The 21574-nt window shown below is 67.3% G+C and carries 21 protein-coding genes and 1 pseudogene; 9 read left to right on the top strand and 13 right to left on the bottom strand.

Annotation, left to right across the window (positions count from 1 at the left end):
- The first annotated feature begins 32 nt into the window (after positions 1-32).
- From QRO93_RS03760 to QRO93_RS03750, 3 genes are read left to right on the top strand one after another with little or no spacing between them, the layout of a single operon-like run.
- Positions 33-1079, top strand: coding sequence for a hemin ABC transporter substrate-binding protein (locus QRO93_RS03760; RefSeq protein WP_053449709.1), 1047 nt, complete (start codon positions 33-35; stop codon positions 1077-1079).
- Positions 1076-2119 (top strand): iron ABC transporter permease, encoded by a 1044-nt coding sequence (locus tag QRO93_RS03755; protein ID WP_053449710.1) that lies wholly within the window; start codon positions 1076-1078, stop codon positions 2117-2119. The genes QRO93_RS03760 and QRO93_RS03755 overlap by 4 nt, the downstream gene beginning before the upstream one ends.
- Positions 2116-2877, top strand: a complete 762-nt coding sequence (locus QRO93_RS03750) for a heme ABC transporter ATP-binding protein (protein ID WP_180878321.1) — start codon at positions 2116-2118, stop codon at positions 2875-2877. Before QRO93_RS03755 ends, QRO93_RS03750 begins: the two co-directional genes overlap by 4 nt.
- 9 nt (positions 2878-2886) lie before the next feature.
- On the opposite strand, the gene QRO93_RS03745 is transcribed toward QRO93_RS03750, so the two are convergent.
- Complete coding sequence (locus QRO93_RS03745) at positions 2887-3153, bottom strand: CD225/dispanin family protein (protein WP_180878322.1); 267 nt, start codon at positions 3151-3153, stop codon at positions 2887-2889.
- A gap of 259 nt (positions 3154-3412) precedes the next feature.
- Between QRO93_RS03745 and QRO93_RS03740 the strand changes: the two genes are divergently transcribed.
- From QRO93_RS03740 to QRO93_RS03720, 5 genes are all read left to right on the top strand, one after another.
- Entirely contained in the window at positions 3413-3955 is a 543-nt protein-coding gene (locus QRO93_RS03740) for a hypothetical protein (protein ID WP_180878323.1), read from the top strand.
- A gap of 75 nt (positions 3956-4030) precedes the next feature.
- The gene (locus QRO93_RS03735; protein WP_180878324.1) at positions 4031-4780 is read left to right on the top strand and encodes a hypothetical protein; all 750 of its coding nucleotides are present in this window, start codon (positions 4031-4033) and stop codon (positions 4778-4780) included.
- A gap of 401 nt (positions 4781-5181) precedes the next feature.
- Positions 5182-7218 (top strand): elongation factor G, encoded by a 2037-nt coding sequence (fusA, locus tag QRO93_RS03730; RefSeq protein WP_180878325.1) that lies wholly within the window; start codon positions 5182-5184, stop codon positions 7216-7218.
- A gap of 200 nt (positions 7219-7418) precedes the next feature.
- Entirely contained in the window at positions 7419-7691 is a 273-nt protein-coding gene (locus tag QRO93_RS03725; RefSeq protein WP_005409616.1) for a hypothetical protein, read from the top strand.
- A 110-nt stretch (positions 7692-7801) separates the two neighbouring features.
- A complete protein-coding gene (locus QRO93_RS03720; protein ID WP_040007760.1) occupies positions 7802-8557 on the top strand; it encodes a SapC family protein in 756 nt (251 codons plus the stop codon).
- Here QRO93_RS03720 and QRO93_RS03715 read toward each other — a convergent pair whose 3' ends face one another.
- The 3 genes from QRO93_RS03715 to QRO93_RS03705 form a co-directional block, all read right to left on the bottom strand.
- Positions 8558-10879 (bottom strand): ATP-binding protein, encoded by a 2322-nt coding sequence (locus QRO93_RS03715; protein ID WP_180878326.1) that lies wholly within the window; start codon positions 10877-10879, stop codon positions 8558-8560.
- Positions 10876-11502, bottom strand: coding sequence for a response regulator transcription factor (locus QRO93_RS03710; RefSeq protein ID WP_180878327.1), 627 nt, complete (start codon positions 11500-11502; stop codon positions 10876-10878). The genes QRO93_RS03715 and QRO93_RS03710 overlap by 4 nt, the downstream gene beginning before the upstream one ends.
- A gap of 161 nt (positions 11503-11663) precedes the next feature.
- Complete coding sequence (locus tag QRO93_RS03705; RefSeq protein ID WP_180878328.1) at positions 11664-12260, bottom strand: transcriptional regulator; 597 nt, start codon at positions 12258-12260, stop codon at positions 11664-11666.
- A 40-nt stretch (positions 12261-12300) separates the two neighbouring features.
- Between QRO93_RS03705 and QRO93_RS03700 the strand changes: the two genes are divergently transcribed.
- Positions 12301-13773, top strand: a complete 1473-nt coding sequence (locus tag QRO93_RS03700; RefSeq protein WP_285303954.1) for a serine hydrolase domain-containing protein — start codon at positions 12301-12303, stop codon at positions 13771-13773.
- Positions 13774-13832: 59 nt separating this feature from the next.
- Here the strand turns inward: QRO93_RS03700 and QRO93_RS03695 are convergent.
- The 9 genes and pseudogenes from QRO93_RS03695 to QRO93_RS03655 all read right to left on the bottom strand — a co-directional run.
- Positions 13833-14219: pseudogene (locus QRO93_RS03695) on the bottom strand (response regulator); the annotation flags it as partial.
- A 124-nt stretch (positions 14220-14343) separates the two neighbouring features.
- A complete protein-coding gene (locus QRO93_RS03690; protein ID WP_180878331.1) occupies positions 14344-14877 on the bottom strand; it encodes a lipocalin family protein in 534 nt (177 codons plus the stop codon).
- A gap of 8 nt (positions 14878-14885) precedes the next feature.
- Positions 14886-15959, bottom strand: a complete 1074-nt coding sequence (locus tag QRO93_RS03685; protein WP_180878332.1) for a cyclopropane-fatty-acyl-phospholipid synthase family protein — start codon at positions 15957-15959, stop codon at positions 14886-14888.
- Positions 15956-16741, bottom strand: coding sequence for a DUF1295 domain-containing protein (locus QRO93_RS03680; protein WP_053449719.1), 786 nt, complete (start codon positions 16739-16741; stop codon positions 15956-15958). The genes QRO93_RS03685 and QRO93_RS03680 overlap by 4 nt, the downstream gene beginning before the upstream one ends.
- Positions 16738-17286, bottom strand: a complete 549-nt coding sequence (locus QRO93_RS03675) for a DUF2878 domain-containing protein (RefSeq protein WP_180878438.1) — start codon at positions 17284-17286, stop codon at positions 16738-16740. The genes QRO93_RS03680 and QRO93_RS03675 overlap by 4 nt, the downstream gene beginning before the upstream one ends.
- Position 17287: 1 nt before the next feature.
- Positions 17288-18547, bottom strand: coding sequence for a cyclopropane-fatty-acyl-phospholipid synthase family protein (locus QRO93_RS03670; RefSeq protein ID WP_180878333.1), 1260 nt, complete (start codon positions 18545-18547; stop codon positions 17288-17290).
- The gene (locus QRO93_RS03665) at positions 18544-19311 is read right to left on the bottom strand and encodes a DUF1365 domain-containing protein (RefSeq protein ID WP_053449722.1); all 768 of its coding nucleotides are present in this window, start codon (positions 19309-19311) and stop codon (positions 18544-18546) included. Before QRO93_RS03665 ends, QRO93_RS03670 begins: the two co-directional genes overlap by 4 nt.
- A complete protein-coding gene (locus QRO93_RS03660) occupies positions 19308-20585 on the bottom strand; it encodes an NAD(P)/FAD-dependent oxidoreductase (RefSeq protein WP_180878334.1) in 1278 nt (425 codons plus the stop codon). The genes QRO93_RS03665 and QRO93_RS03660 overlap by 4 nt, the downstream gene beginning before the upstream one ends.
- Before the next feature lies 1 nt (position 20586).
- Complete coding sequence (locus QRO93_RS03655) at positions 20587-21537, bottom strand: acyl-CoA desaturase (RefSeq protein ID WP_180878335.1); 951 nt, start codon at positions 21535-21537, stop codon at positions 20587-20589.
- Positions 21538-21574 lie beyond the last annotated feature (37 nt).

Genomic DNA, 21574 nt, shown 5'->3' with positions numbered 1-21574 from the left:
CCCCCAGCGCCCGGCCAGCAAGGAGAACCTCCATGAACATCGCGTCCCGTCTGCGCCTGTGTGCGCTTCCCCTGGCTGTTTCGCTGGCGCTGTCCGCCTGCGGTGGCGCGCCGGCCCCGTCCGAGGGCCAGAAGCCTGCCGAGGCGCCGGCCGCCACGGCGGCGGCTGAAGGTGCCTTGCCAGCAGGCTGGCAGCGCGTGGCCGGTGCCGAGATGCCGGCCGTGCACGACCAGAAGGCGGTGCTGCCGGCCAAGGTGCATTCCGATGACGGCGCCGATATCGAGGTGGCCGACACCAGCCGGATCATCGCCGGTGGCGACGATGTCATTGCGGTGATCGAGGCGCTGGGCCTTGGCAAGCAGGTCTTCGCCGCGCCGACCAACACCACCACCCAGGCGGGCCTGGCCGCGCCGCACCAGTTCCTGTTCAACCGCACCACCGGCGTAGAGGGCGTGCTGAGCCTGCAGGGCTCGCTGTTCCTGGGCAACAGCCTGCGCCGCCATACCGAGCTGGCGAAGAAGCTGCGCGAAGTGGGCGAGCCGGCGGTGGTCATCGACGATCTGCAGCCGGCACCTGACAAGGTGCGCAAGGTCGCCGCTGCACTCGGGCTGGCCGAGGCAGGGCAGGCGCTTGCCACGCAGGTGCAGCGTCAGCTGGACGAGGCTGCAGCGATTGGCAAGGGCTTGGGCCATGCGCCACGGGTGATCCACGTATCGGCAACCGGCGCCGGCGGCGCGCCGACCGTGGCCGGGGCCGACAGCGCGTCGGCGCAGCTGATCGCACTGGCCGGTGGCGTCAACATCGGTACCGAAGCGGGGGTGAAGAACTACTCGCAGCTGAGCAACGAGGGCGTGGTCGCGGCAGCCCCGGAGGTGATCCTGGTGACCGAGCATGACCTGCAGTTGTTCGGCGGGGCCGAAGGCCTGTGGAAGTCCTATCCGACGCTGAAGCAGACCCCGGCCGGGCAGGCCAATCGGGTCTGGGTGATGCCGGACGTGCAGCTGAAGTACACCAGCGTGGGCTCTGGTGCCGGTGCGCTGGCGCTGGCCAAGGCCCTGGCGGCGTTGCCGAAGGCATGAGTCCGGCGGATCGGCGCCGCCGTCGCGGGCGGATGATGTTGATGGTGGCGTTGCTGGCACTGCTGGGGGCGGTGCTGGCGTCGTTTGCCGTGGGTCCGTTGCGGTTGCCGCCGCTGGAAGTGGTGCAGGCGCTGGGCGTGAAGCTGGGCCTGCTCGATCCGCAGGCGGTCAGCAGTCGTGACCTGGCCGTGGTCTGGCAGCTGCGCATCCCGCGTGCGCTGCTGGGGGCGATGGTCGGCGCGTCGTTGGCGATGGCCGGGGCCAGCCTGCAGGGTCTGTTCGGCAATCCCCTGGCCGATCCGGGCATCGTTGGCGTCAGCCAGGGCGCGGCACTGGGTGCGGTGGCCGCCATCGTGCTCGGCGCTGCCGGTGCTGCGGGTTGGCTGGTGCCGGTCGCCGCGTTCGTTGGCGGCGCGCTGGCGATCGGCCTGACCTACGCGTTGGCGCGCCCGGGCAAGGGCAGTGGCAATGCCACGCTGCTGCTGGTCGGCATCGCAATGGCCGCGTTCTGCTCGGCGCTGATCGGCTTCCTGACCTACATTGCCAGCGAAAGTGAACTGCAGTCGCTGGTGTTCTGGCAGATGGGTTCGCTGGCACGCGCCAACTGGGCCGATGTGGCAGCGGTGGTGCCGTTGTTCGCCATCGGCGTGTTCGCGCTGCAACGGCTGGCCACGCCCCTCGACATGCTGGCGCTGGGCGAACGCCAGGCGCAGCACCTCGGGCTGGACGTGACCCGTACGCGCCGTCGCCTGGTCGCGTTCAGTGCGCTGCTGGTGGGCGCGGCGGTGGCCTTTGCCGGTTCGATCAGCTTTGTTGGCCTGGTGGTGCCGCACGTGGCGCGCCTGCTGGTTGGCCCCGGCCATCGCTGGCTGCTGCCGTTGTCCGGCCTGCTGGGCGCACTGCTGATCGTGGTGGCCGACACCGCGGCGCGCACGCTCGACCCGCCGGCGGAGATTCCGCTGGGCCTGTTCTCGGCTGCGCTGGGCGCGCCGTTCTTCCTCTGGCTGGTGCTGCAGCAGCGCCGCAAGGCCGCACCATGAGCGTGCTGTTGAAACTGCACGAGGTGGTGGTGCGCCGCCAGCAGCGCGAGATCCTGCACGGCATATCGCTCGCGTTCGAGCCGGGGACGGTGACCGCACTGGTGGGCCCGAATGGTGCAGGCAAATCCACGTTGCTGGCGGTGGCGGCCGGTGATCTTCGCGCCGATGCGGGCGAGGTGAGCCTGCGCGGCAAACCATTGGCAGGCTACAAGGCGGGGCCACTGGCACGCGAGCGCGCGGTGATGCCGCAGGAGCATGGCGTGCGTTTCGCCTTCAGCGTGGAAGAGGTAGTGGCGATGGGGCGCTTGCCGCACCCGCCCGACCCGGTTGCCGATGATGCCCAGGTGGAAGCGGCGATCGATGCCGCCGAACTGCAGGCGCTGCGCCTGCGCGAAGTGCAGCAGCTGTCCGGTGGCGAGTCCGCCCGCACCACGTTTGCGCGCGTACTGGCGCAGGAAACGCCGCTGCTGCTGCTGGATGAGCCGACCGCCGCGCTGGACCTGCGTCACCAGGAGCGCACCCTGCGCAGCGTGCGTGCCTGTGCCGAAGCCGGCGCCTGCGTGATCGTAGTACTGCACGATCTGAATCTGGCGGCCGGCTATGCCGATCGCATCGTGCTGCTGGAGCAGGGCAGGGTGGCCGCAGATGGCACGCCGCTGCAGGTGCTGACCGAGGACAACCTGCAGCGGGTCTACCAGCAGGATGTGGTGGTGCTGCAGCATCCGCGACGTGGTGTGCCGCTGGTGGTGGTGGCCTGAGTACGGGGGCTACCGCGATCCCGTGAGACGCAGGTACATGCCGGCGGCAACTATTATGGCGAACGGAATCCACAGCAGGGCAAATGATGCATAAGCCCAGGCCCGGGATCTGCGTGCGGCGGCCAGGCTGAGTTCTGCCCGGCCCGCGAGATGAAGTGACGCGGCTTTGTTTGCGTACACGATGGCAACGATTGCAGTCAGCCAGTTGCCCAGCAGAAGTGACGCCCATGCAAGCCGTGATGGGTCATTGGGGAACTTTTCTGTCGGTTTGCTCATGTGCGCCGCCTCGGGATAGGGTCGGCGCATGTTCACTTGCCGCTGTCATTGGCGGTATACAAGAAGTACGAAAATCGTACGATCAGGCGTCATCTCCACGTCGCCTGTGACGCATGTGGCTTCCCGTCAGCAGTTGCTGCAACGGCAGGATGCACGTCGCCCAACGAGGAGGCCGCGGAAGTCCGTGCACCGGCTTTACTTCTTGGATGCACTGCCGCATTGATGGGCCTTCATCGAAGATTCGTAGAAGGTGTTGAACGTGGGCATGGTGATGGACAGGTTCTGGGGTAAGCGGCTGGCTGCGTTCTGTGTGGCTGTCGGCCTCTCATTCTCAGCCCAGGCGCAACAGGACACGTCATCGATTCTTTCCCGCTTGTTGCAGTGTCAGCTGACTCACCAGGAGCTGGACGCTTTCACTGGCCGGATCGCAGCGGGCGACCTCACCGATTTCACCCAGAGCGATGCGGGCGTTGGCGCGGCACTGATGCTCTGGAAAACCCGGACGTCCACGACGGCGTGGGGAGAGTCGTCGTCGCTAGTGCATGTGTCGGGTCGCCAGGAGATGCTTCTTGCCATACCGGTTCCGATCGGCGAGGAGATGGCACGGGGGATGTCCATTGCCAAGCGCATTGGAGGCATGTCGTCGCGCTGGAATGCCGAGGCCATGGAAAGAGAGCATGGCTGGAAAGGCCTCAATCTCTACAGAACGCTTCCGGACAATCGACACATACGGTTGATTGTCGATCTGTCCTATTCGCCGGGGTGGGTGACGGTAGGCTGTACCTATGGCGAGATGAGCTGATCCGGGGTTGGGATGGGGCTGTCGAGTCTCGTTGGCATATCATGGCGTGCTCGAATCCCTCAATGGACTGACCCAATGTTCCGTACCGCTCCGCGCGGCGTGCTGCTTGCCGCCCTGCTTGCTTCCGTGTGCGCCGCCAACGCGGCTGCCACCTCTCCGGTATCACTCACCGATGCAGCCGAGAACGCCTCGTTGACCGAAACGCGGCATTCAGAGGGTAAGGGTGGCGCCGTTACGTCGTTGAAGACGCAGTACTTCGCCAACGAGGAAATGTCGGTGAGCTGGGATGACCAGCAGGTCCTGGTGTTGTGCAAGGAGGCGGCCTATCTGAAGTTGTCTGCGGGCAAGGCGGATGCCGGTTCGCTGACGACCGAGCAGCGGCAGATGATTGTCTACCAGGCACTGATGTCGGGATTGGGTGCGGTGGCAGGAGTGATCGGGCCGGCAGGCGAGGTGGTGGCGGTCGCGGATGACGGCAGCGAAACCCGTGGCGTTGGCGAGAACACGTGGGCCTACGGCGTCGAACGCCATGAGGTTATGACCCAGCGCATGCCGGATGGCGCGCTGCGGGTCCGGGTGCGCAAGACCGAGACCGTGAACAACGCCAAGCCCGCGTCGCCGGACGACATGTTCAGCACCGAAGACGACCAAGCGGCGAGATTGTCCGAGCTGGTGCCGGTCGGCAGCTGGACCGAGGTGTTGATCCATGGCGGCCCGCGCCAGGCGCAGGTGGATCCGGCGATGTCGCTGAAAGGATGGGTCTCGATGGGGGATGACCGTGCAGCGACCGTGGCGGAGGCCCGCTCGCTGCATGGGTGCAAGTAAGGCGCCAGGGACCGATTGCAGCCACCCCATGGGTGGGTCTGTAGTGGTGCGCATCGTTCCATCAATGTATGCAATATTCACTTGCGCGCCAGATTGGCAGGTCTAGAATGCGCCCCATGAACCGGATGCCGCTCCTGAAGTTTTTCACCCTGACCCGCGCACGCGCGGAACGGGCGTGTCTGCCTGGAGCCCCACGAGGCCGTTGAGACGGCCATCGCTGGACCTTCGACAGAGCGCCCTCCGGGGCGCTCTTTTCGTTTCCGCAGTTCCATTCCCCGTAACCCGATGTACCGCAAGGAGAACGTGCCATGCACCAGATCGCCGAGACCGAACGCTAGCCGCGCGCCCTGTCGCCAACCGGGGTGCGCGGCCCCCGAAGTTGGCTTTGCAGGAATCTCTTTATGAACACCCAGACCCTTTCCCGTCGCCGCAACCTCGGCATCATTGCCCACATCGACGCCGGCAAGACCACGCTGACCGAACGTCTGCTGTGGAAGAGCGGCGAGATCCATCGCGTCGGCGAAGTGCACGACGGCAATGCGACCACCGATTTCTCGGCGATCGAGCGCGAACGTGGCATCACCATCGGCGCCGCTGCCGTGCAGGCGCAATGGTCGCCGCGCGACCTGCCGTCGCATCGGCTGACCCTGATCGACACCCCCGGCCACATCGACTTCGCCATTGAGGTCGAACGTTCGCTGCGCGTGCTCGACGGCGCCGTGGCCGTGTTCTCGGCGGTGGATGGCGTGCAGCCGCAGTCCGAGACCGTGTGGCGCCAGGCGCGCCGCCACCGCGTGCCGCTGATTGCGTTCGTCAACAAGATGGATCGCGTCGGTGCTTCCTTCGAGCGCGTGCTGGAGCAGCTGCAGGACAAGCTGCGCGCGCGGCCGTGGGCGCTGGGCGTGCCGTTGGGCAGCGAGAGCGACTTCAACGGCTGGGTCGATCTGGTCGATGAGCGGGTGCTGCAGTGGCACGAAGGTGCTGCGGCGACGATCACCCCGTGGGACGACGCAGCGCGCACGCAGTGGCAGGCGCAGCGCGATGCGCTGGTCGAGGCCGTGGCCGACCACGATGAAGCACTTGCCGATGCCTGGCTGGAAGGCCGCGTGATCGATGCGGAACAGCTGCGTGCAGCCATCCGGCGCGCAACGTTGGCCGGTGCCGGGGTGCCGGTACTGGCCGGCGCGGCGTTCAAGGACAAGGGCATCGAAACGCTGCTGGACGCAGTGGTCGATTACCTGCCATCGCCGCTGGATCGGCCTGCCGTGGTCGCTGAAAGCGAGGACGGCGAGATGGTGCTGCCGCCGGATCCGGACGGTCCGTTGGCGGGCCTGCTGTTCAAGATCACCCACCAGCAGCACGGCGCGTTGAGTTTCGTGCGGCTGTACTCGGGCACCTTGAAGGTCGGCGATGCCGTGGCCAGTTCGCAGCATCCGCAGGGACGGCGTGTGAGCCGCCTGGTGCGGGTGCAGGCCGACCAGACCCACGACATCGAACAGGCCGTGGCCGGTGACATCGTCGCGGTGCTGGGCTGGAAGGATGCGGTCAGTGGCGAAACGCTGAGCGGCCGTGCGCAGCCGTTGCGCCTGGAGAACATCCAGGCACAGGCGCCGGTGCTGGCATGGCGGTTGGAGCCGGCGCGTGCCGCCGACCTGATCCGGATGGCGCAGGGGCTGGCCAGCCTGGCCCAGGAGGACCCGTCGTTCCGCGTCGAAACCGATCGCGATACGGCCGAAACCCTGGTCTGGGGCATGGGCGAACTGCACCTGGAGGTGATGGTCGAGCGCCTGCGCAGCGAATGGAAGGTCGAGGTGGGCGTGGGCGCGCCGCGCGTGGCCTACCAGGAGACGCCGATGCGTGCAGTGGCCGGCGTGGTCGGCCGGCTGGTCAAGCAGACCGGCGGCCAGGGTCAGTTCGCGCAGGTGGTGCTGGACGTGGCGCCGCGCGAGGACGGTGAGGTCGTGTTCAACGATCGCATCGTCGGTGGCGTGGTGCCGCGCAGCTTCATCGCGGCGGTGGAGAAGGGCGTGCGCGCCGCGCTGTCGGAAGGCCCGCAGGGGCATCCGGTGGTCGGCATCGAGGTCAGCCTGGTCGATGGACAGACCCATGCCAAGGATTCCTCGGAAATGGCGTTCCATCGCGCCGGCGCCGAGGCGATCAAGGCGGCACTGGCAGAAGGCGGCACGCAGCTGCTGGAGCCGGTGATGGCGGTGACGGTGCATTCGCCCTCGGCGTCGGTGGGCGACGTGGTCGGCGACCTCAATCGCCGTCACGGCCGCATCGCCCGCATCGAGGACCAGGACGGTCGCGCCGAGGTCAGCGGATTCGCACCGTTGGCGCAGCTGGTGGGCTACACCACCTCGCTGCGTTCGCTCAGCCAGGGGCGGGCCAGCAGCGAGGCGCATCTGCACGGTTACGAGCCCGTACGCGCTGCATGAGGAAGGTGAAGGGAGCCCGTTCGCGGGCTCCCTTTTTGCGTGGGCCTTGGTGAGGCATCCACGCGTGGTGTGGTTCTGCTGCCGGAGGCGTGATGCATTTGCACTGCATTGCAACAAAACTGCAGAAAAAGCTGGATTAAAGTGATGCCTCACGATAAATTGCGCACCCCCCGTTGCTCGCCGCCGCCCGCACCCCGCCCATGCGTGATGACAAAGACCCCGGAACCCTGGAGCTGACCCTGCCGCGCAAGCGCGGTCGTCCGCCCAAGTTCGGGTACGCAATGAGTGATGCACAGCGGGCTGCGCGCTACCGTGCGCGCAGGGCAGGGCAGGCCAATCACGCCGATGTGCGCTCGTGCTCGGACATGGTGCTGCTGGACAAGATCCGCGCTGCGGTGAGCGCCCGTGATACCGAACTGGCCGGTTTTCTCGTCCACGTGCTGTGGCAGCGATACCCCCTGCAGCTGAAATAGGCCCTCACCGGGGTGGCCCTTGTCATCGAGCTTGTTGATAATGCGGGATTCAGGTTGTTCCCGCTGGCGCGCCCGGGATGGCAGGCGCGCATGATCGAACGGTTCCCAAGATGACCACCACCAGCGACACCACCACCGAAGCGGCGCCGAGCGGCGCTCCCCTGTTCTACACCCGTCCGGTGCCGCTGCAGGCCGATGTGCACGCCGATCTGCGCGTCCTGCCGGGCAAGCTCGAGTTCGCCGCCGGCAACAACGCCATTCCGCTGGTGCTGGGCGAGTTCTCGCTGGCGCTGCACCACTTCCCGATCCTGTTCGCCGGCCCGACCGCGGTGCCGATGGCTGCCGTCGGCGTGTCGGAAGAGAACCTGTTCATCAAGGACGGCCTGTGGGAAGACGAGGCCTACATCCCGGCCTACCTGCGTCGCCATCCCTTCATCTTCATCGACACCGGTGCGGACAACGACTTCCTGCTGGGCATCGATGAAGAGAGCCCGCGCGTGGTCAAGGGCGGTGACGAAGGCCAGCCGCTGTTCGTCGACGGCAAGGCCACCGACATGGTGCAGCAGGCGCTGGAATTCTGCGGCCAGTTCACCCGTGAGCACGAGCAGACCCAGGCCTTCTCCAAGGCCCTGATCGACAACGGCCTGCTGGTCGAGCGCAACGCCACCGTGCGTACCCCGGATGGCCGCGAGTTCAACCTCAATGGTTTCCAGGTGGTCGACGTCGAAAAGTTCGTTGCGCTGCCGGAAGCCACCGTGGTCGAGTGGCACCGCAGCGGCTGGCTGGCGCTGATCCACCAGCACCTGATGTCGCTGGGTCGCTTCAATGACCTGACCCGTCGCCAGGTCGAGCGTCTGGCCGCCTGATCAGTTGGCAGGCATGGCTTCCGCAGTGCGGGAGCCATGCCAGTGCCACAGCACCTGCAGCAGTCGCCGCGCGTCGATCCAGTCCGTCGCGGCATCATGACCCAGTTCCCACAGATCGGCCGCGATGTCGGCCTGGGCAGCGGCGCCACAGATCTGAAGTGTCCCTTGCAGGCGGTGCGCATGATGGCGCATGGCCCTTGCATCGTGATCGGCCAGCGCCCGCTCGATGCCTTCCAGTTCGCCGCGGATATCGGCCAGATGGACGTGGTCCAGCGCTGCCAGGGGCGTGCGGGCTGCAATACCGGTGATGGGCGTCAGCTGCAGCGCCTGCAGCAGGTGCGCAACCTGCAGGGGTTTGGTCAGAACGGCGTCGAATCCGGCCTTGCGCGAGCGCGCCAGGTGCCTGCGCCCGGTACGGGCGGACAGCGCCACCAGCCGCAGCGGCCCACTGGCCTGGCTGCGCAGTTGCTGCGCCAGTGCGTAGCCATCCATGCCCTGCAGGCCGATATCCAGCAGCACGATCCGGCGCGGGCTGCGGCTCTGCTCGTCCAGCGCGCCTGCCGCGTCGGCAACGGCACGCACGCTCGCACCGAACCGACGCAACTGCTCGGCGATGATCTGCCGGTTCAATGCATGGTCTTCAACCAGCAGAAGGTCGAGGCCGGCAAGTGGACGGCCGGCGGCAGGGTCCTCTGCGGGCGCAACATCGTCGTCGGCGGCCTGTATCGGCAGGCACAGGGTGAAGCGGCTGCCGCGTCCCACGACGCTGTGCACGGTGAGGTCGCCACGCATGGCGCGGGCCAGTTCGCGGGCGATGGAAAGGCCCAGGCCGCTGCCGCCGCGCATCTGGCCGTCCTCGCCCTGCTGGAAGGCGCGGAACAGCCGCCCGGCGTGCCGGGCATCAATGCCGATGCCGCTGTCGATCACGTCCAGCACCAGTGCCCGCGGCTGGACCGGCGGCATCAGTTGCACGCGCAGATCGATGCCGCCCACATCGGTGAACTTCACCGCGTTGCCAAGCAGGTTGTCGACAATCTGCCGCAGTGCTTCTGCATCGAGTGCGATCGTCGGCGCAGGGTCGGGGCTGCAGTCGAATCGAAGCTGCAATCCCTTCAGCCGGGCCTGTGGCCGGATCGCGTCGAGCGATTGCTGGCAGAGAGACGCCACATCGCAGGCGCCCACATGCGGCTTGAAGCCGCCGCCAGCCAGGCGCGAGAAATCCATTGAGCGGTTCAACAGGCTGCGCAGCGAGCGCCCGGCGGCCGTGGCGGCCGCCAGCAGTTCGCGCTGACCGCTGGCCAGGGGTGACCGGCCCAGCAGGTCGATCGACATCAGCATCGCCTGCGCCGAATTGCGCATCTCATGGCTGACCATGCCTGCCGCGCGGGCATGGCGACGGCGTTCGCGCCTGGTGCGACGGGCCGCGACGTGCCACAGGATCGGCAGGCCGGCCAGCACTGCGATCAAGGCCAGAAGCCAGTGCGGCGGTGGCATGCGCATCTGATCGAACATGCGCTGGATCGAGGCGGGCAGTGCCTGCCGGGCCCAGAGCTGCAGAAGGCCGGCATGCTCTTCCAGCGTGATGTCCTGCAGTGCCTGGTCGATGCGCGCCAGCAGTTGGCGGTCAATGCTGCGCACCAGCAGGTACAGGTCGGTGGAGAACGCGCTTTCGAAGGGCTGCAGTTGCAGCGTGCCGCCGAAGTGTCGCCGGATCATCGGTTGCAGCGTCGATTCCAGGCCAATTGCGACATCGGCGGCACCTGTTTCAACGGCCACCAGTGTTGCGTGCCGATCGGGCAGGTGCAGCAGGCGGAGGTGTGGATGATGCGCCTGCAGCCACTCGGCGTAGGGCCCGCCATTGACGACGGCCAGTGTGCGTCCTTCCAGTTGTGCAACATCGTGCGGGAGGCGCCCTCCGTTCCGGCCGGCCAGGACGGTCCTGCCGCCGCGGAAGGGAGTGGAGGCAACAAGGTTGGCGCAGGGCTGGTGCAGTGGCCTGACCGCGCCGATGACCAGTACCAGGTCGGCATCGCCCCGGCATACCGCGACTACCGAGGAGCCCGTGCTGGGGTAGGGGTGTTCGGTGAAGCGCAGCTGCGAGTGGCGTGCCACAAGCGTGGCGTAGCCATGGGCAAGGGTGGGCAGCGGAGCCGTATCAGCCAGCGCCGGTGGCAAGGGGCGCAGCGAGGGCGCGGTGGCCACGCGGACCTCGCGGCCCGCCGCCCATCGTTGCGACGGTGCATCCCCGGCCGAGACTGTCGGCAACAGGAGCAGGGCCAGCAGCAGGACAGGGGCGAAGTGCGGGCGATGGCGCCGGCTCACAGTGCCTCCAGCTGATGTCGCATGGCATAGATCTCTGCATCGTTGCGCAGGCCCAGCTTGCGTAGCGCGGACTTCTTCTGGGTGCTGACCGTCTTGATGCTGCGATGGCGCAACTGGGCGATCTCCGAGACGGTAAGGCCGGCCAGCAGCAGGTGAAGCACTTCACGTTCGTTGCGGCTGAGATCTTCGCCGTCTGCCGGATGCCGGCAGTCGGGAGGCAGCCGGTCCAGCCCCAGCGACACGCGTACGATTGCCTCGGACAGCAGTGGCAGCGGCTCAGCCTTGCTGACCACGCCGCTGACGCCGGCGTCGATCAGGGGGCCGATATGTATGCTGGGTGACAGGGTGGCGAAGGCCAGCAGGGGAATGGCGGGGAACGTCGCGCGCAGCAGCTCCACCAGCGCCATGCAGTCGCGGTCCCCGCGCGCCAGAGTGAGGTCGATGATGGCCACATCCACCGGCGTTGCATGCAGGTCCTGGATGAACGCGTCGCTGTGGCCGTGGCTGGCAACAATGCTGAAGCGGGCGTCCTGGGACAGGTGCAGTGCGGTACCGCGACGGACCACTTCGTGATCGTCCAATAGTGCCAGGTGCAACAGGCGCGGTGCAGGATATCCATTCATGCGCACAGAGGTGGTCAGCGCCCGCGGGCGTGGCGATCATTCTGGCGCCGTTGTCATGCCGCACATTGAATTTGTCGGATTTTTGCGATTATTCCTAAGTTTCGATCGTCAATGAATATCGAACTTGGCAATGTTCATTGATGGTAGCGATGCATGGACGGTCAGGTCGAGGGTCCGCGCGGCCTGTGTGCGGCGGGCGCCATCAGTACGGTCAGCAGCAGGGGGGCGCCCTGCGTGCCGGCGTCGAGCGCGGTGGCCTCAAGCGCTTCGATCAATGCGTTGATGCGGGCGAGTTGCTCGTCATCGGCGCGGAAGGACAGGTGCCTGGCCGCGCAGTTGCGCTGTGGCCCTTCAAAGCGGGCGGCGGCCTGGGTGGCGGCCGAGGCGAACGCGCGCAGGGTGGCGGCGACCACGCGTGTCGCCACGCGGACAAGGCTCCGCCGGCCGGACGGGGTGCGCACCGCGTCGCGGGAGGACAGCCGTGTTGAGGCCGCCGCGTAGACGGCTTCGGGGCGGCGGCCGGTGTCGCGATGTTCGGTGATGCGCACCAGGCCGTGCTTCTGCAGGTGCGCCAGGTGGTGGTAGAGCGCTGTGGCGGGGCGGCCCAGGCGCTCGGCCAGTTCGCGGATGCTGGCCGGACCCTCCGCGTCCAGGCGCTGCAGTATCGCCATCCGTGCGGGCGAGGCCATCGCGGCAAGCTGGGCGGGTGTCAGCTTGAGCGGTGCTGGGCTGGAGTGGCTTGCAGTGGCGGATTTCATAATTCAAACTATAGTTCAAATTTGAATAATCGGGGCGGGAATGCGCACGGCACGCTTTTGGATGGCCCTGGCGGGCCTGCTGCTGGTGACGATCGGCAGTGCCCGGCCCGCTGTTGCCACGGAAGGGCCGCGCAGCGATGCCGCGAGCAGGGCGAGCGCCCCACTGGATGCGGCCGCGATCCAGGGGATCGACCGCGGCGTCGGCCAGGTCATGCGCCGCTTCAGTGTTCCCGGTGCGGCGGTGATGGTGCTCCAGGACGGGCGCTTGATTCACGCCAAGGCCTATGGCCAGCGCGACCTGGCGCGGGGCCTGGCGGTGCGCACCGACACGCCCTTCGAGATCGGCTCGATCACCAAGCAGTTCACCGCCGCTGCGGTCGTGCAACTGCAGGAGGCCGGCAAGCTCAGCCTGGATGATCCGCTGGCCAGGTACCTGCCGGACGCCCCGCATGCGCACGAGGTGACCCTGCGCCAGCTGCTGTCCCACACCAGCGGCCTGCACGATTATTTCGACGGGCCCGAACAGGAGGTCGATGCCCTGGCGACGCAGCCGGTTGCGTTTGATCGGCTGATCGCGCGCATCCGCGATCGTCCTCTCGATTTCGCGCCGGGCAGCCGCTGGTCGTACTCCAATACCGGGTACATCCTGCTCGGCCGGGTGATCGAGGTGGTATCGGGCGAGCGTTACGTCGACTACGTGCGCCAGCATCTGCTTGAGCCGCTGGACATGCGGCACACCTTCACCCTCGCCGATACGGAGCGACTGCAGGACATGGCGGTGGGGTACCGGCACGAGGCGGGCGTCCTGCGCCGATCACCCTATTTCCACCCGGACTGGAGTGGCGCTGCCGGCTTTCTGGTCAGTACGCTGGACGATCTCGCGCGCTGGGATCGTGGCCTGAGCGGGGGGCGGGTGGTCAGCCAGGCCGGCTACCGCGAAATGATCACGCCGGTTCACACCGCTGAGGGCGGTAGCGCCGACTATGGGCTCGGGTTGTTCGTCAATGCGGTCTACGGCCAGGCCAGGATCGGCCATACCGGCGGCTCGCAGGGGTTCACCACCGCCGACGAGTACTTCCCCGCGCTTGGGCTGCGCATCATTGCTTTCACCAATCTGGGGGACAAGACGCCGGAGGCCGGCATCACGCTGACCAATGCGGTCTTCAGTGCGCTCCATCCCGCCATCGTCGCTGCGTGGAGCCAGCCCGCGCCTGGCGAAGACGCTGCCGTGACGGCACGGGCACGGGCCACGTTTGAACAGTTGCAGGCCGGGCGCGGCTATGCGGATTTCAGCGCGAACCTGCGTACAAGGCTGGAGGCGGGGCTGGGTGCCGGGTTGGCGAAGGCGGTCGGGCCCTATGGCAAGCCGGACGCCCTGGTCTTCAAGGGCACGCAGGCCAGCGAGAAGGGCACGATGTACCGCTACGTGGCGACGTTCGGCCCCGGCGTCTTCATGCCCTACATGATCCGCCCCGACGAAGAAGGCAGGGTTGCAGGGTTCGCGCTGGATTGAGTGCCGGGAGCGGCTGCCTCCTGTGGGTGCGCTGGATTGCGAGGGGCGCCTTCCGGCCCCGGCGATGCAATGGCGGGGCTGCCGCTGATGGCGTGCTGCACGGCCCGCTGCAGCTTTTCGAGATGGAATGGCTTGGCAACGAACGGGGCGCCGCGATGCCGTGCCGGCACCAGCTGGTCATAGACCGCCGACACGAACAGATAGGGCACGCCGAGCGCGGCCAGGCGATCGGCGACCGGGAACACCACGCCGTCGCGCAGCTCGATATCCAGCACGGCGCCGTCGAACTGCCGGGTGTCGAGCAGGCCCAGTGCATCGAACACGCTGTAGGCATGCGTGACCTGGTCGCCCTCTTGCTGCAGCGCCTGCTCCATCAGTGTGGCCAGGTCGAACTGGTCCTCCACCAGCAGCAGGTTGCAGATGTGCGGGCGGGATTCGGGATGCATGCCGATGGTGCCTGTTTCACGTGGGGAACCGCAGTGTGCGAGCTGCCGCATCAACACCGTGGATGCGCAGTGTCAGCCTGGTGCGAAAGGCTGGCCGAGCGGCCGCGCAGGGCCGCAGCTGGGGTCATCGCACCGACTGCGGTACCCGTCGCAGCTTCCGGGTGTCATAGCCCATTGCCGCGATGCGTTGCACCGCCTGCTGGTAGTCGCTGTCCGAGACCTGTGGCGTGCGTGCCATGTACCAGACGTAGTCGCGCTTGCTGCGCGCCACGATGGTCTGGCCGTAGTCATCGGCCAGCCAGGCGATGATGTACTCGGCCTGGATCGGCCAGATGAACTGCATGCCCCAGACGGCGCCGTTTCCTTCCCTCTCTACCCGGCCGATGGGGTGCATCGACTTCTGTGGCGCGTCGAAGCTGCCCTTGCGATAGGTGAAGGTGGTCTGGATGCGCCCATCGGGCCGCAGCGCGTAACTCTCGACCGCATCGAACGCCTCGCGCTCGGGACGCGAGGGAATGTGGGCGATCACATACCAGTCGCCCATGAAGCGTGGCACGTCCACCGATGGCGGGCGCGGCAAGGGGCGTGTGTCATTGGAGCTGCAACCGGTACCGAACAGTCCGACCGCCAGCAGGGGGAGCAACGAGAACATGCGCATGCGACACCTCAGCGGGGACGGAACAGGTAATGGGCCACCAGCCACTGCTGGCCATCGTCGTAGCCGAACAGTTCGGCGCAGGCCATCCAGAACATGCGCCAGCGCTGCCACCAGACCTTTGCGGCGGCCTGGCCGTAGGTGGCAACCAGCACCGGCATCACGCGGTCGCGGGCCGCATCCTGGTTGGCCAGCCAGTGATCCGCCGTGCGCTGGTAGTGGGTGCCGTCCAGCAGCCAGCGCTGCTCCAACTGCAGGTCGTGCTGGAAGTGCAGCAGGGTGTCGGCGGCAGGCATCAGCCCGCCGGTGAAGAAATGCCGGCCCATCCAGTTGTCGCCGCCGTCGGTTTCGAACGGATACATCAGCGTGCGGTGCGCGAAGATATGCACGAACAGCGCGCCGTCAGGCTTCAGCCACTGCGCGATGCGCGCGAGCAGGCGCTGGTAGTTGCGCACGTGTTCGAACATTTCCACCGAGACGCAGCGGTCGAACTGCGCGTGTGGCAGTTCCAGCTGATTGACGTCGCGGGTGAGCACCTCGACGTTGTGCAGCCCACGCGACGCACACTGCGCCAGGATGTGCTGGCGCTGGCTGTTCGAGTTGGACACGGCGGTGATCCGCGCGAGCGGATAGCGCTCGGCCATCCACAGGGTCAGCGAGCCCCAGCCGCAACCCAGCTCCAGGATGTGCTGGCCATCGGCCAGCCCGGCACGTTCGCCGTACAGGGCCAGCATCGCGTCTTCGGCCTGGTCCAGCGTCTCGTTGCCGGTCGGGTAGTAGCAACTGCTGTACTTCAGCTGCCTGCCCAGGCAAGCCTGGAAGAAGGCGGCGGGCACCTCGTAGTGCTGGCGGTTGGCGGCATCGGCATGCAGCGCCAGTGGGCTGTCGGCCAATTCGGCGATGCGGCGGTTGAAGCGGGCCGACTGGCCCTCGATGCCGCCCTCGGCTTCCTCGTGCAGGCGCTGCGCGCACAGGCGCCGGATGCCAGCGCGCAAGGCTGCATCCGGAACCCAGCCGCGCTCGGCCCAGGCGATCAGCCCGCTCTCACCCGCTTCGGTGGGGTTCTGTGACGGGATCGCGTTCATGCGGAATGCTCCTTGGAAGGCCGGGGGAACCAGGGGAAGAACATCGGGGTCGTGCGCTGATACTCGCGGTAGTCATCGCCGCGACTACGCAGGGCCTGCTTTTCGGTGAACGGAATACCGCTGAGGTAGCGCAGGAATACATACATCAGCAGCGGTCCAAGCCAGGCCATCCACCACAGTGGCGAACCCACGGCCAACAGCACATAGGTGAACCAGTGCAGCCATTCGAAGAAATAGTTCGGGTGCCGCGAGTAGCGCCACAGGCCATCCCGGCAGGTGCGGCCCTTGTTGGCCGGGTTGGCGCGGAAGCAGGCCAGTTGGCGGTCGGCCAGCGCTTCACCCCCCACGCTGAGCAGCCAGACCCCCGCAGCGGCCACGATCCAGATCGTCAGCCCCGGCCGTGGGTTGGCCGCCACCGCGACGAAGGGCAGGGCGAACAGGATGATCAGCAGGGCCTGGGCCATGAAGAAACCGAAGATCTTTCCCTGGTGGCCGTGCCAGTGCTCGCGCAGGTAGCGATAGCGTCCGTCCTCCGCTTCGTGACGGACCCGATGCCACAGATGCAGGGCGAGGCGGCTGCCCCACACGCCGCCGAGCACGCCCAGCGCCATCCGTGGCACCAGCGCGCCATCGCCAAGCAACGCAAGCAACAGTGCAGATGCACCGACGCCCTTGGCCCACAGCACATCGACTACACCGATGTTTGTGTGGCGGCGTTGCCAGGCCCAGCCCCAGCTCATTATCAGCACGGCGTACAACAGCACCCATAACAGGTCGATCATGACGGCGCTCCAGCGAGGGGTGGCTGCGGCGTGCCTCGCGATCCGCGCCGGGCACGGCTGCACAGCAGGGAAAGCGCGATGCTCCAGCCAACGCCGAGCACGAGCAAGCCGTGCCATGCCGGCGCTGCAAACCGCACCGCGTCGAAGCCGCGCGCAGCAGAGAGGTAGGCCAGCGGGGCCAGCAGCAGGCCGAACAGCATCGGCAGCGCGGCATGCCGCTGCAGGAAGCGCATCGAGGTAGTCAGCGTCATCGCGAACGCCGCCCACAGCGCCATGATCCACGGCGGCGGCGCCCAACCGAACGCGGCGGCGGCATAACGCACCGTGCCGCTGGCCGCTGCGCTGGCGTCGACCAGCCAGGCGCAGGCCAGCGCCCACGCCAGCAGCCGCAGGTCCAGCCTCGGCTGCGGCGAAGTGAGCAGTTGGCTGCCGATGTACAGCGACGCAGCCAGCAGTGCGGGCCATTGCCAGCCGCGACCGGCGCCGGCCACGGCGCTCAGCCAGACCAGTTGGTTGCCGAGCAGGTTGGCCCAGAAGCGGCGCATCTCAGTGCCCACCGCCCGCATCCTGGATCGGCCGATGGCCAGGGCGTGCCAGCAACAGGTGCGAGACACCGATCGAGCGCTCGAGGAAGCCGCCCTCGCAGTACGCCAGGTAGAACTCCCACAGCCGGCAGAAGCGCGCGTCGAAGCCTTGTGCCTGCACCGCGGGCAACTGCGCCAGGAAGCGCTGGCGCCAGGCGCGCAGGGTCAGCGCATAGGAGTGCCCGAAATCCTGCTGGGCGATCAGCTGCAGGTCACTGGATCGGGTCTTGGCCGCCATGATCGCGTGGATGGATGGAATGAAACTACCCGGGAAGACGTAGCGTTTGATGTAGTCGACGCTGCGCCGGGCCTGCTCGTAGCGGTGATCCTCGATGGTGATCGCCTGCAGCAGGGCCACGCCGTCCGGCTTCAGCAGGCGCTGCAACGTCGCCATATAGGTGTCCAAGTACTCGGCGCCGATGGCTTCGATCATCTCGATCGAGACCAGCCTGTCGAACTGGCCCTGCAGGTCGCGGTAGTCCTGCATCAGCAGGGTGACCCGGTCCTGCAGGCCGGCGGCCTGCACGCGCTCTGCGGCCAGCGCATGCTGTTCGGCGGAAATGGTGGTGGTGGTGACGTGGCAGCCATAGTGCGTAGCGGCATGCACGGCGAAGCCGCCCCAGCCGGTGCCGATCTCCACCACGCGATCGCCAGGGCTGAGCCGCAGCTGCTGGCAGATGCGGTCCAGCTTGCGCCGCGAGGCCGATTCCAGCGGCTCGCTTTCATCGGAGAACAGCGCCGAGGAATACATCAGGTCCGGCGACAGGAACAGGGCGAAGAAGTCGTTGCCGAGATCGTAGTGCGCGGCGATGTTGCGGCGGCTGCCTTCACGGCTGTTGCGGCGCAGGCGGTTCCAGCCGCGCAGCAGCCAACCGCCGACGCGGGCCGGGCCGTGTTCCATGCTGTCGAGAAGATCGCGGTTGCGTACCAGCAGCCGTATCAGCGCGACCAGATCGTCGCAGCGCCATTCACCGTTGATGTAGCTCTCGCCTGCGCCGACGCTGCCTTGCGCGGCGACCTTCCTGTAGAACGCCGGGTTCTCGATGGTGACGGTGGCATGCAGTTCGCCCCGGGCATCGCCAAGCCAGACTTCGCCGAGCGCGTCACGCACACACAGCCGGCCCTCGCGCAGCGGGGCGAGCTGGGCCAGCAGGCGGCGGCGCAGGAAGGCATCCAGTGCGCCGGGGCGCGGCAGCGCGACCGAAGGAGTCATCGAGTTCATCGCGGTTTCCCGGCAAGGTTGGGGTGGTCGTGGACGGGGTTGCGCTTCAGCCACAGGCGCAAGGCCTGCCAGTGGATGGCGGCCACCACCTGCAGCGTCATCAGCGGATAGCGGGCAAGCACCCGCGCCAGGCCGGGGCCATCCAGTGCGCGGCGCTGCATGGCCTGGGTGGCATCGAACTGGCGGACACCGTCGCGCCAGACCTGCATGTGCACGCGCAGGTCATCGCCGGGCAGGTTGAAGCGCCAGTCATAGCAGCAGTCCATCGGCATGAAGGGCGAGACGTGGAAGCGCTTGTCGAACTGCCAGCGCAGGGAGGTGCCTTCATGGGTGGCCGTGGAGACCGGCAGCACATAGGCATGCCGTTCCTTCCACGGGGTATTGGTGATTTCGGCCACGATGCAGTCCAGCGTGCTGCCATCGGGCTGGTAGCAGTAGTAGAAGCTGACCGGATTGAACACATGCCCGGCAAAGCGCAGGTGGGTAAGAAGGCGCACCGGGCCGGCAGGCCGGAAGCCAAGGGTGGCCGCGGCATGGTCGCGTACTGCATCGGCCAGTGACCGCGTGGAATCACCGAAGTAGTCGCTGCGGCGGAATTCGGCCAGGTTGCGCCGATTGATCGACCACAGCCAGCGGCCAGCGAACACCGTATCGAGCTCGTCCAGGTCGAGCAGCAGCTGCGCGATCGGGTAGCGGAACGCATGCGGGTGCGGGTGATGCCGCCGATGCATCACCTGCCCGAAATAGAGCGCGCTGGCGCTCATGCCGCGATCTCGCCGGCCGTCGGCAGCAGCCGGTGCGGCTCGCAGGCACGCAGCGCATCGACCACGCGCCGCGCACTGCGGATTCCATCCTCGTGAAAGCCCCAGCCCCAGTACGCGCCCGCAAACCAGGTGTGGCGACGGCCCTGCAGCTCGGGCCAGCGCTGCTGGGCCCGGACGGCTGCGTGGTCGTGCACCGGGTGGGCGTAGCGCAGCGTGCGCAGGACCTTGGTCGGGTCGATCGCCTCGCTGCGGTTCAGCGTCACCACCAGCGGCGTGTCACCGGACAGGCCCTGCAGCAGGTTCATGCAGTAGCTGACCGTGCAGGGCGCAGACGGGTCACGCGGCACATGCGCGTTCCATGCGGCCCATGCCTTGCGATTGCGCGGCAGCAGCGTTGCGTCGGTGTGCAGCACCGCTTCGTTGGGCTGGTAGCGGATGGCAGCGAGCACCTCGCGTTCGACAGGGTCTGCGTCGCCCAGCAGCGCCAGCGCCTGGTCGCTGTGACAGGCCAGGATCACCTCATCGAAACCCTCTACGCCGGCAGCACTGTGCACGCGCGCGCCCCACGGCATGCGCTCGACCGAATGCACCGGGCACTGCAGCCGCTCACGCACGCGCCAGCGGGCGCGCAACGCGTCGACATAGCGCGCCGAGCCGCCGCTCACCACGCGCCAGGGCGAGCGCCCGGCCATCTGCAGCATCTGGTGGTTGGCCATGAACTGGGCCAGGTAGCGGGCCGGGAACTCCATCACCGAGCGGGTGGGGGAGGACCACAGCGCCGATGCCATCGGCAGCAGATGCTCTTCGATGAATGCCTCGCCGTAGTGCTGGGCATGCAGGTACTGGCCCAGGGTGGGGCCTTCATCCTCGGCCAGCAGCAGGGGCGCGTCCCGGTAGAAGCGGCGCAGGTCGGCCAGCATGCCCCAGAACCGGGGTGACAGCAGATTGCGGCGCTGGCAGAACAACCCGTCCAGCGAGGTGGCGTTGTACTCCACGCCGCTGCGCTCGCTGTGCAGGGAGAAGCTCATCGTCGTCGGTTGGGACGCCACGCCCAGTTCGTCGAACAATGCCGTAAGCAGCGGATAGTGCAACGGATTGAAGACGATGAAGCCGGTGTCCACCGCCATCTGCAGGCCATCCACCTGCACGTCGTGGGTATGGGTATGGCCACCCAGATAATCGTTGGCCTCGAACAGCGTGACCTCGTGTTCGCCGTCCAGCCACCAGGCGCTGGCCAGGCCCGCAATGCCGGAGCCGATGATCGCGATGCGCATGTCAGTACCTCGCCTTGGCCAGCACCCACTCGGGAATCGGCTTGAGGCCCTTTACCAGGCCGAGGGCCGCCATCACGCGCAGGCCGTACCAGGTCAGGTCCACCTCCCACCAGCGGAAGCCCTGGCGGACGGTTCCCGGGAAGAAGTGGTGGTTGTTGTGCCAGCCTTCGCCAAAGGTAAGCAAGGCCAGCCAGAGGTTGTTGCGGCTGTCATCGCGGGTCTCGAAGCGGCGGCGGCCGAATCGATGCGCCAGTGAGTTGATGGTCACGGTGGCATGGAACAGCACGATGGTGGAAATGAAGAAGCCCCAGACCAGCAACTGTGGTCCCGAGGTGTGCAGGTCCGGCGCCCAGCGCTCCAGCGCGGCGCCGAGGGCATACAGCGCCGCGGCGAGCAGTACGGGAACCGCGGTGTCGAAGCGATCCAGCCAACGCAGTTCAGGGAAGCGCGCCAGGTCGGGGATGCGCGACAGGTCCGTGGCGAAGGCTTCGCGGGTCAGGAACCAGCCCATGTGGCTGCGCCAGAAGCCGCCTTCACGCGGCGAGTGCGGGTCCAGCGGCTGGTCGGCGTGGCGGTGATGGTGGCGATGGTGCGCGGCCCACCACAGCGGTCCGCGTTGCACGCTGGCGGCCCCGATGACAGCGAATACGAACTGCACCGCTCGCGACGCCTGGAAGGTGCGATGCGAAAAATAGCGGTGGTAGAACGCGGTGATCGCGAACATGCGCACGGCATAGAGCGCCGCCGCAACGATCACTGCGGTCCATGACATGCCCACCCAGATCACCGCCAGGCACGCCACATGCATCAAGGCGAAGGGGACCGCGCGCAGCCAGTCGATACGCCCGGGGCGGTCGACGGCGCTGTCTGCAGCACTGCCGGTGTCGACCCAGCGCTGCACTGTGCGCAGCAGGCGCCAACGGCGACGGGGGAGGGGCGCTGCAGAGGCCATGAGGGGTCTCGAAGGGGGTCGTGTCTTCTCTCTACGC

The organism is Stenotrophomonas maltophilia group sp. Smal17, assembly GCF_030237045.1.
GTDB lineage: Bacteria > Pseudomonadota > Gammaproteobacteria > Xanthomonadales > Xanthomonadaceae > Stenotrophomonas > Stenotrophomonas forensis.
Note: the sequence above shows the minus strand (reverse complement) of the source record. Positions and strands in the feature narration are given on the sequence as shown.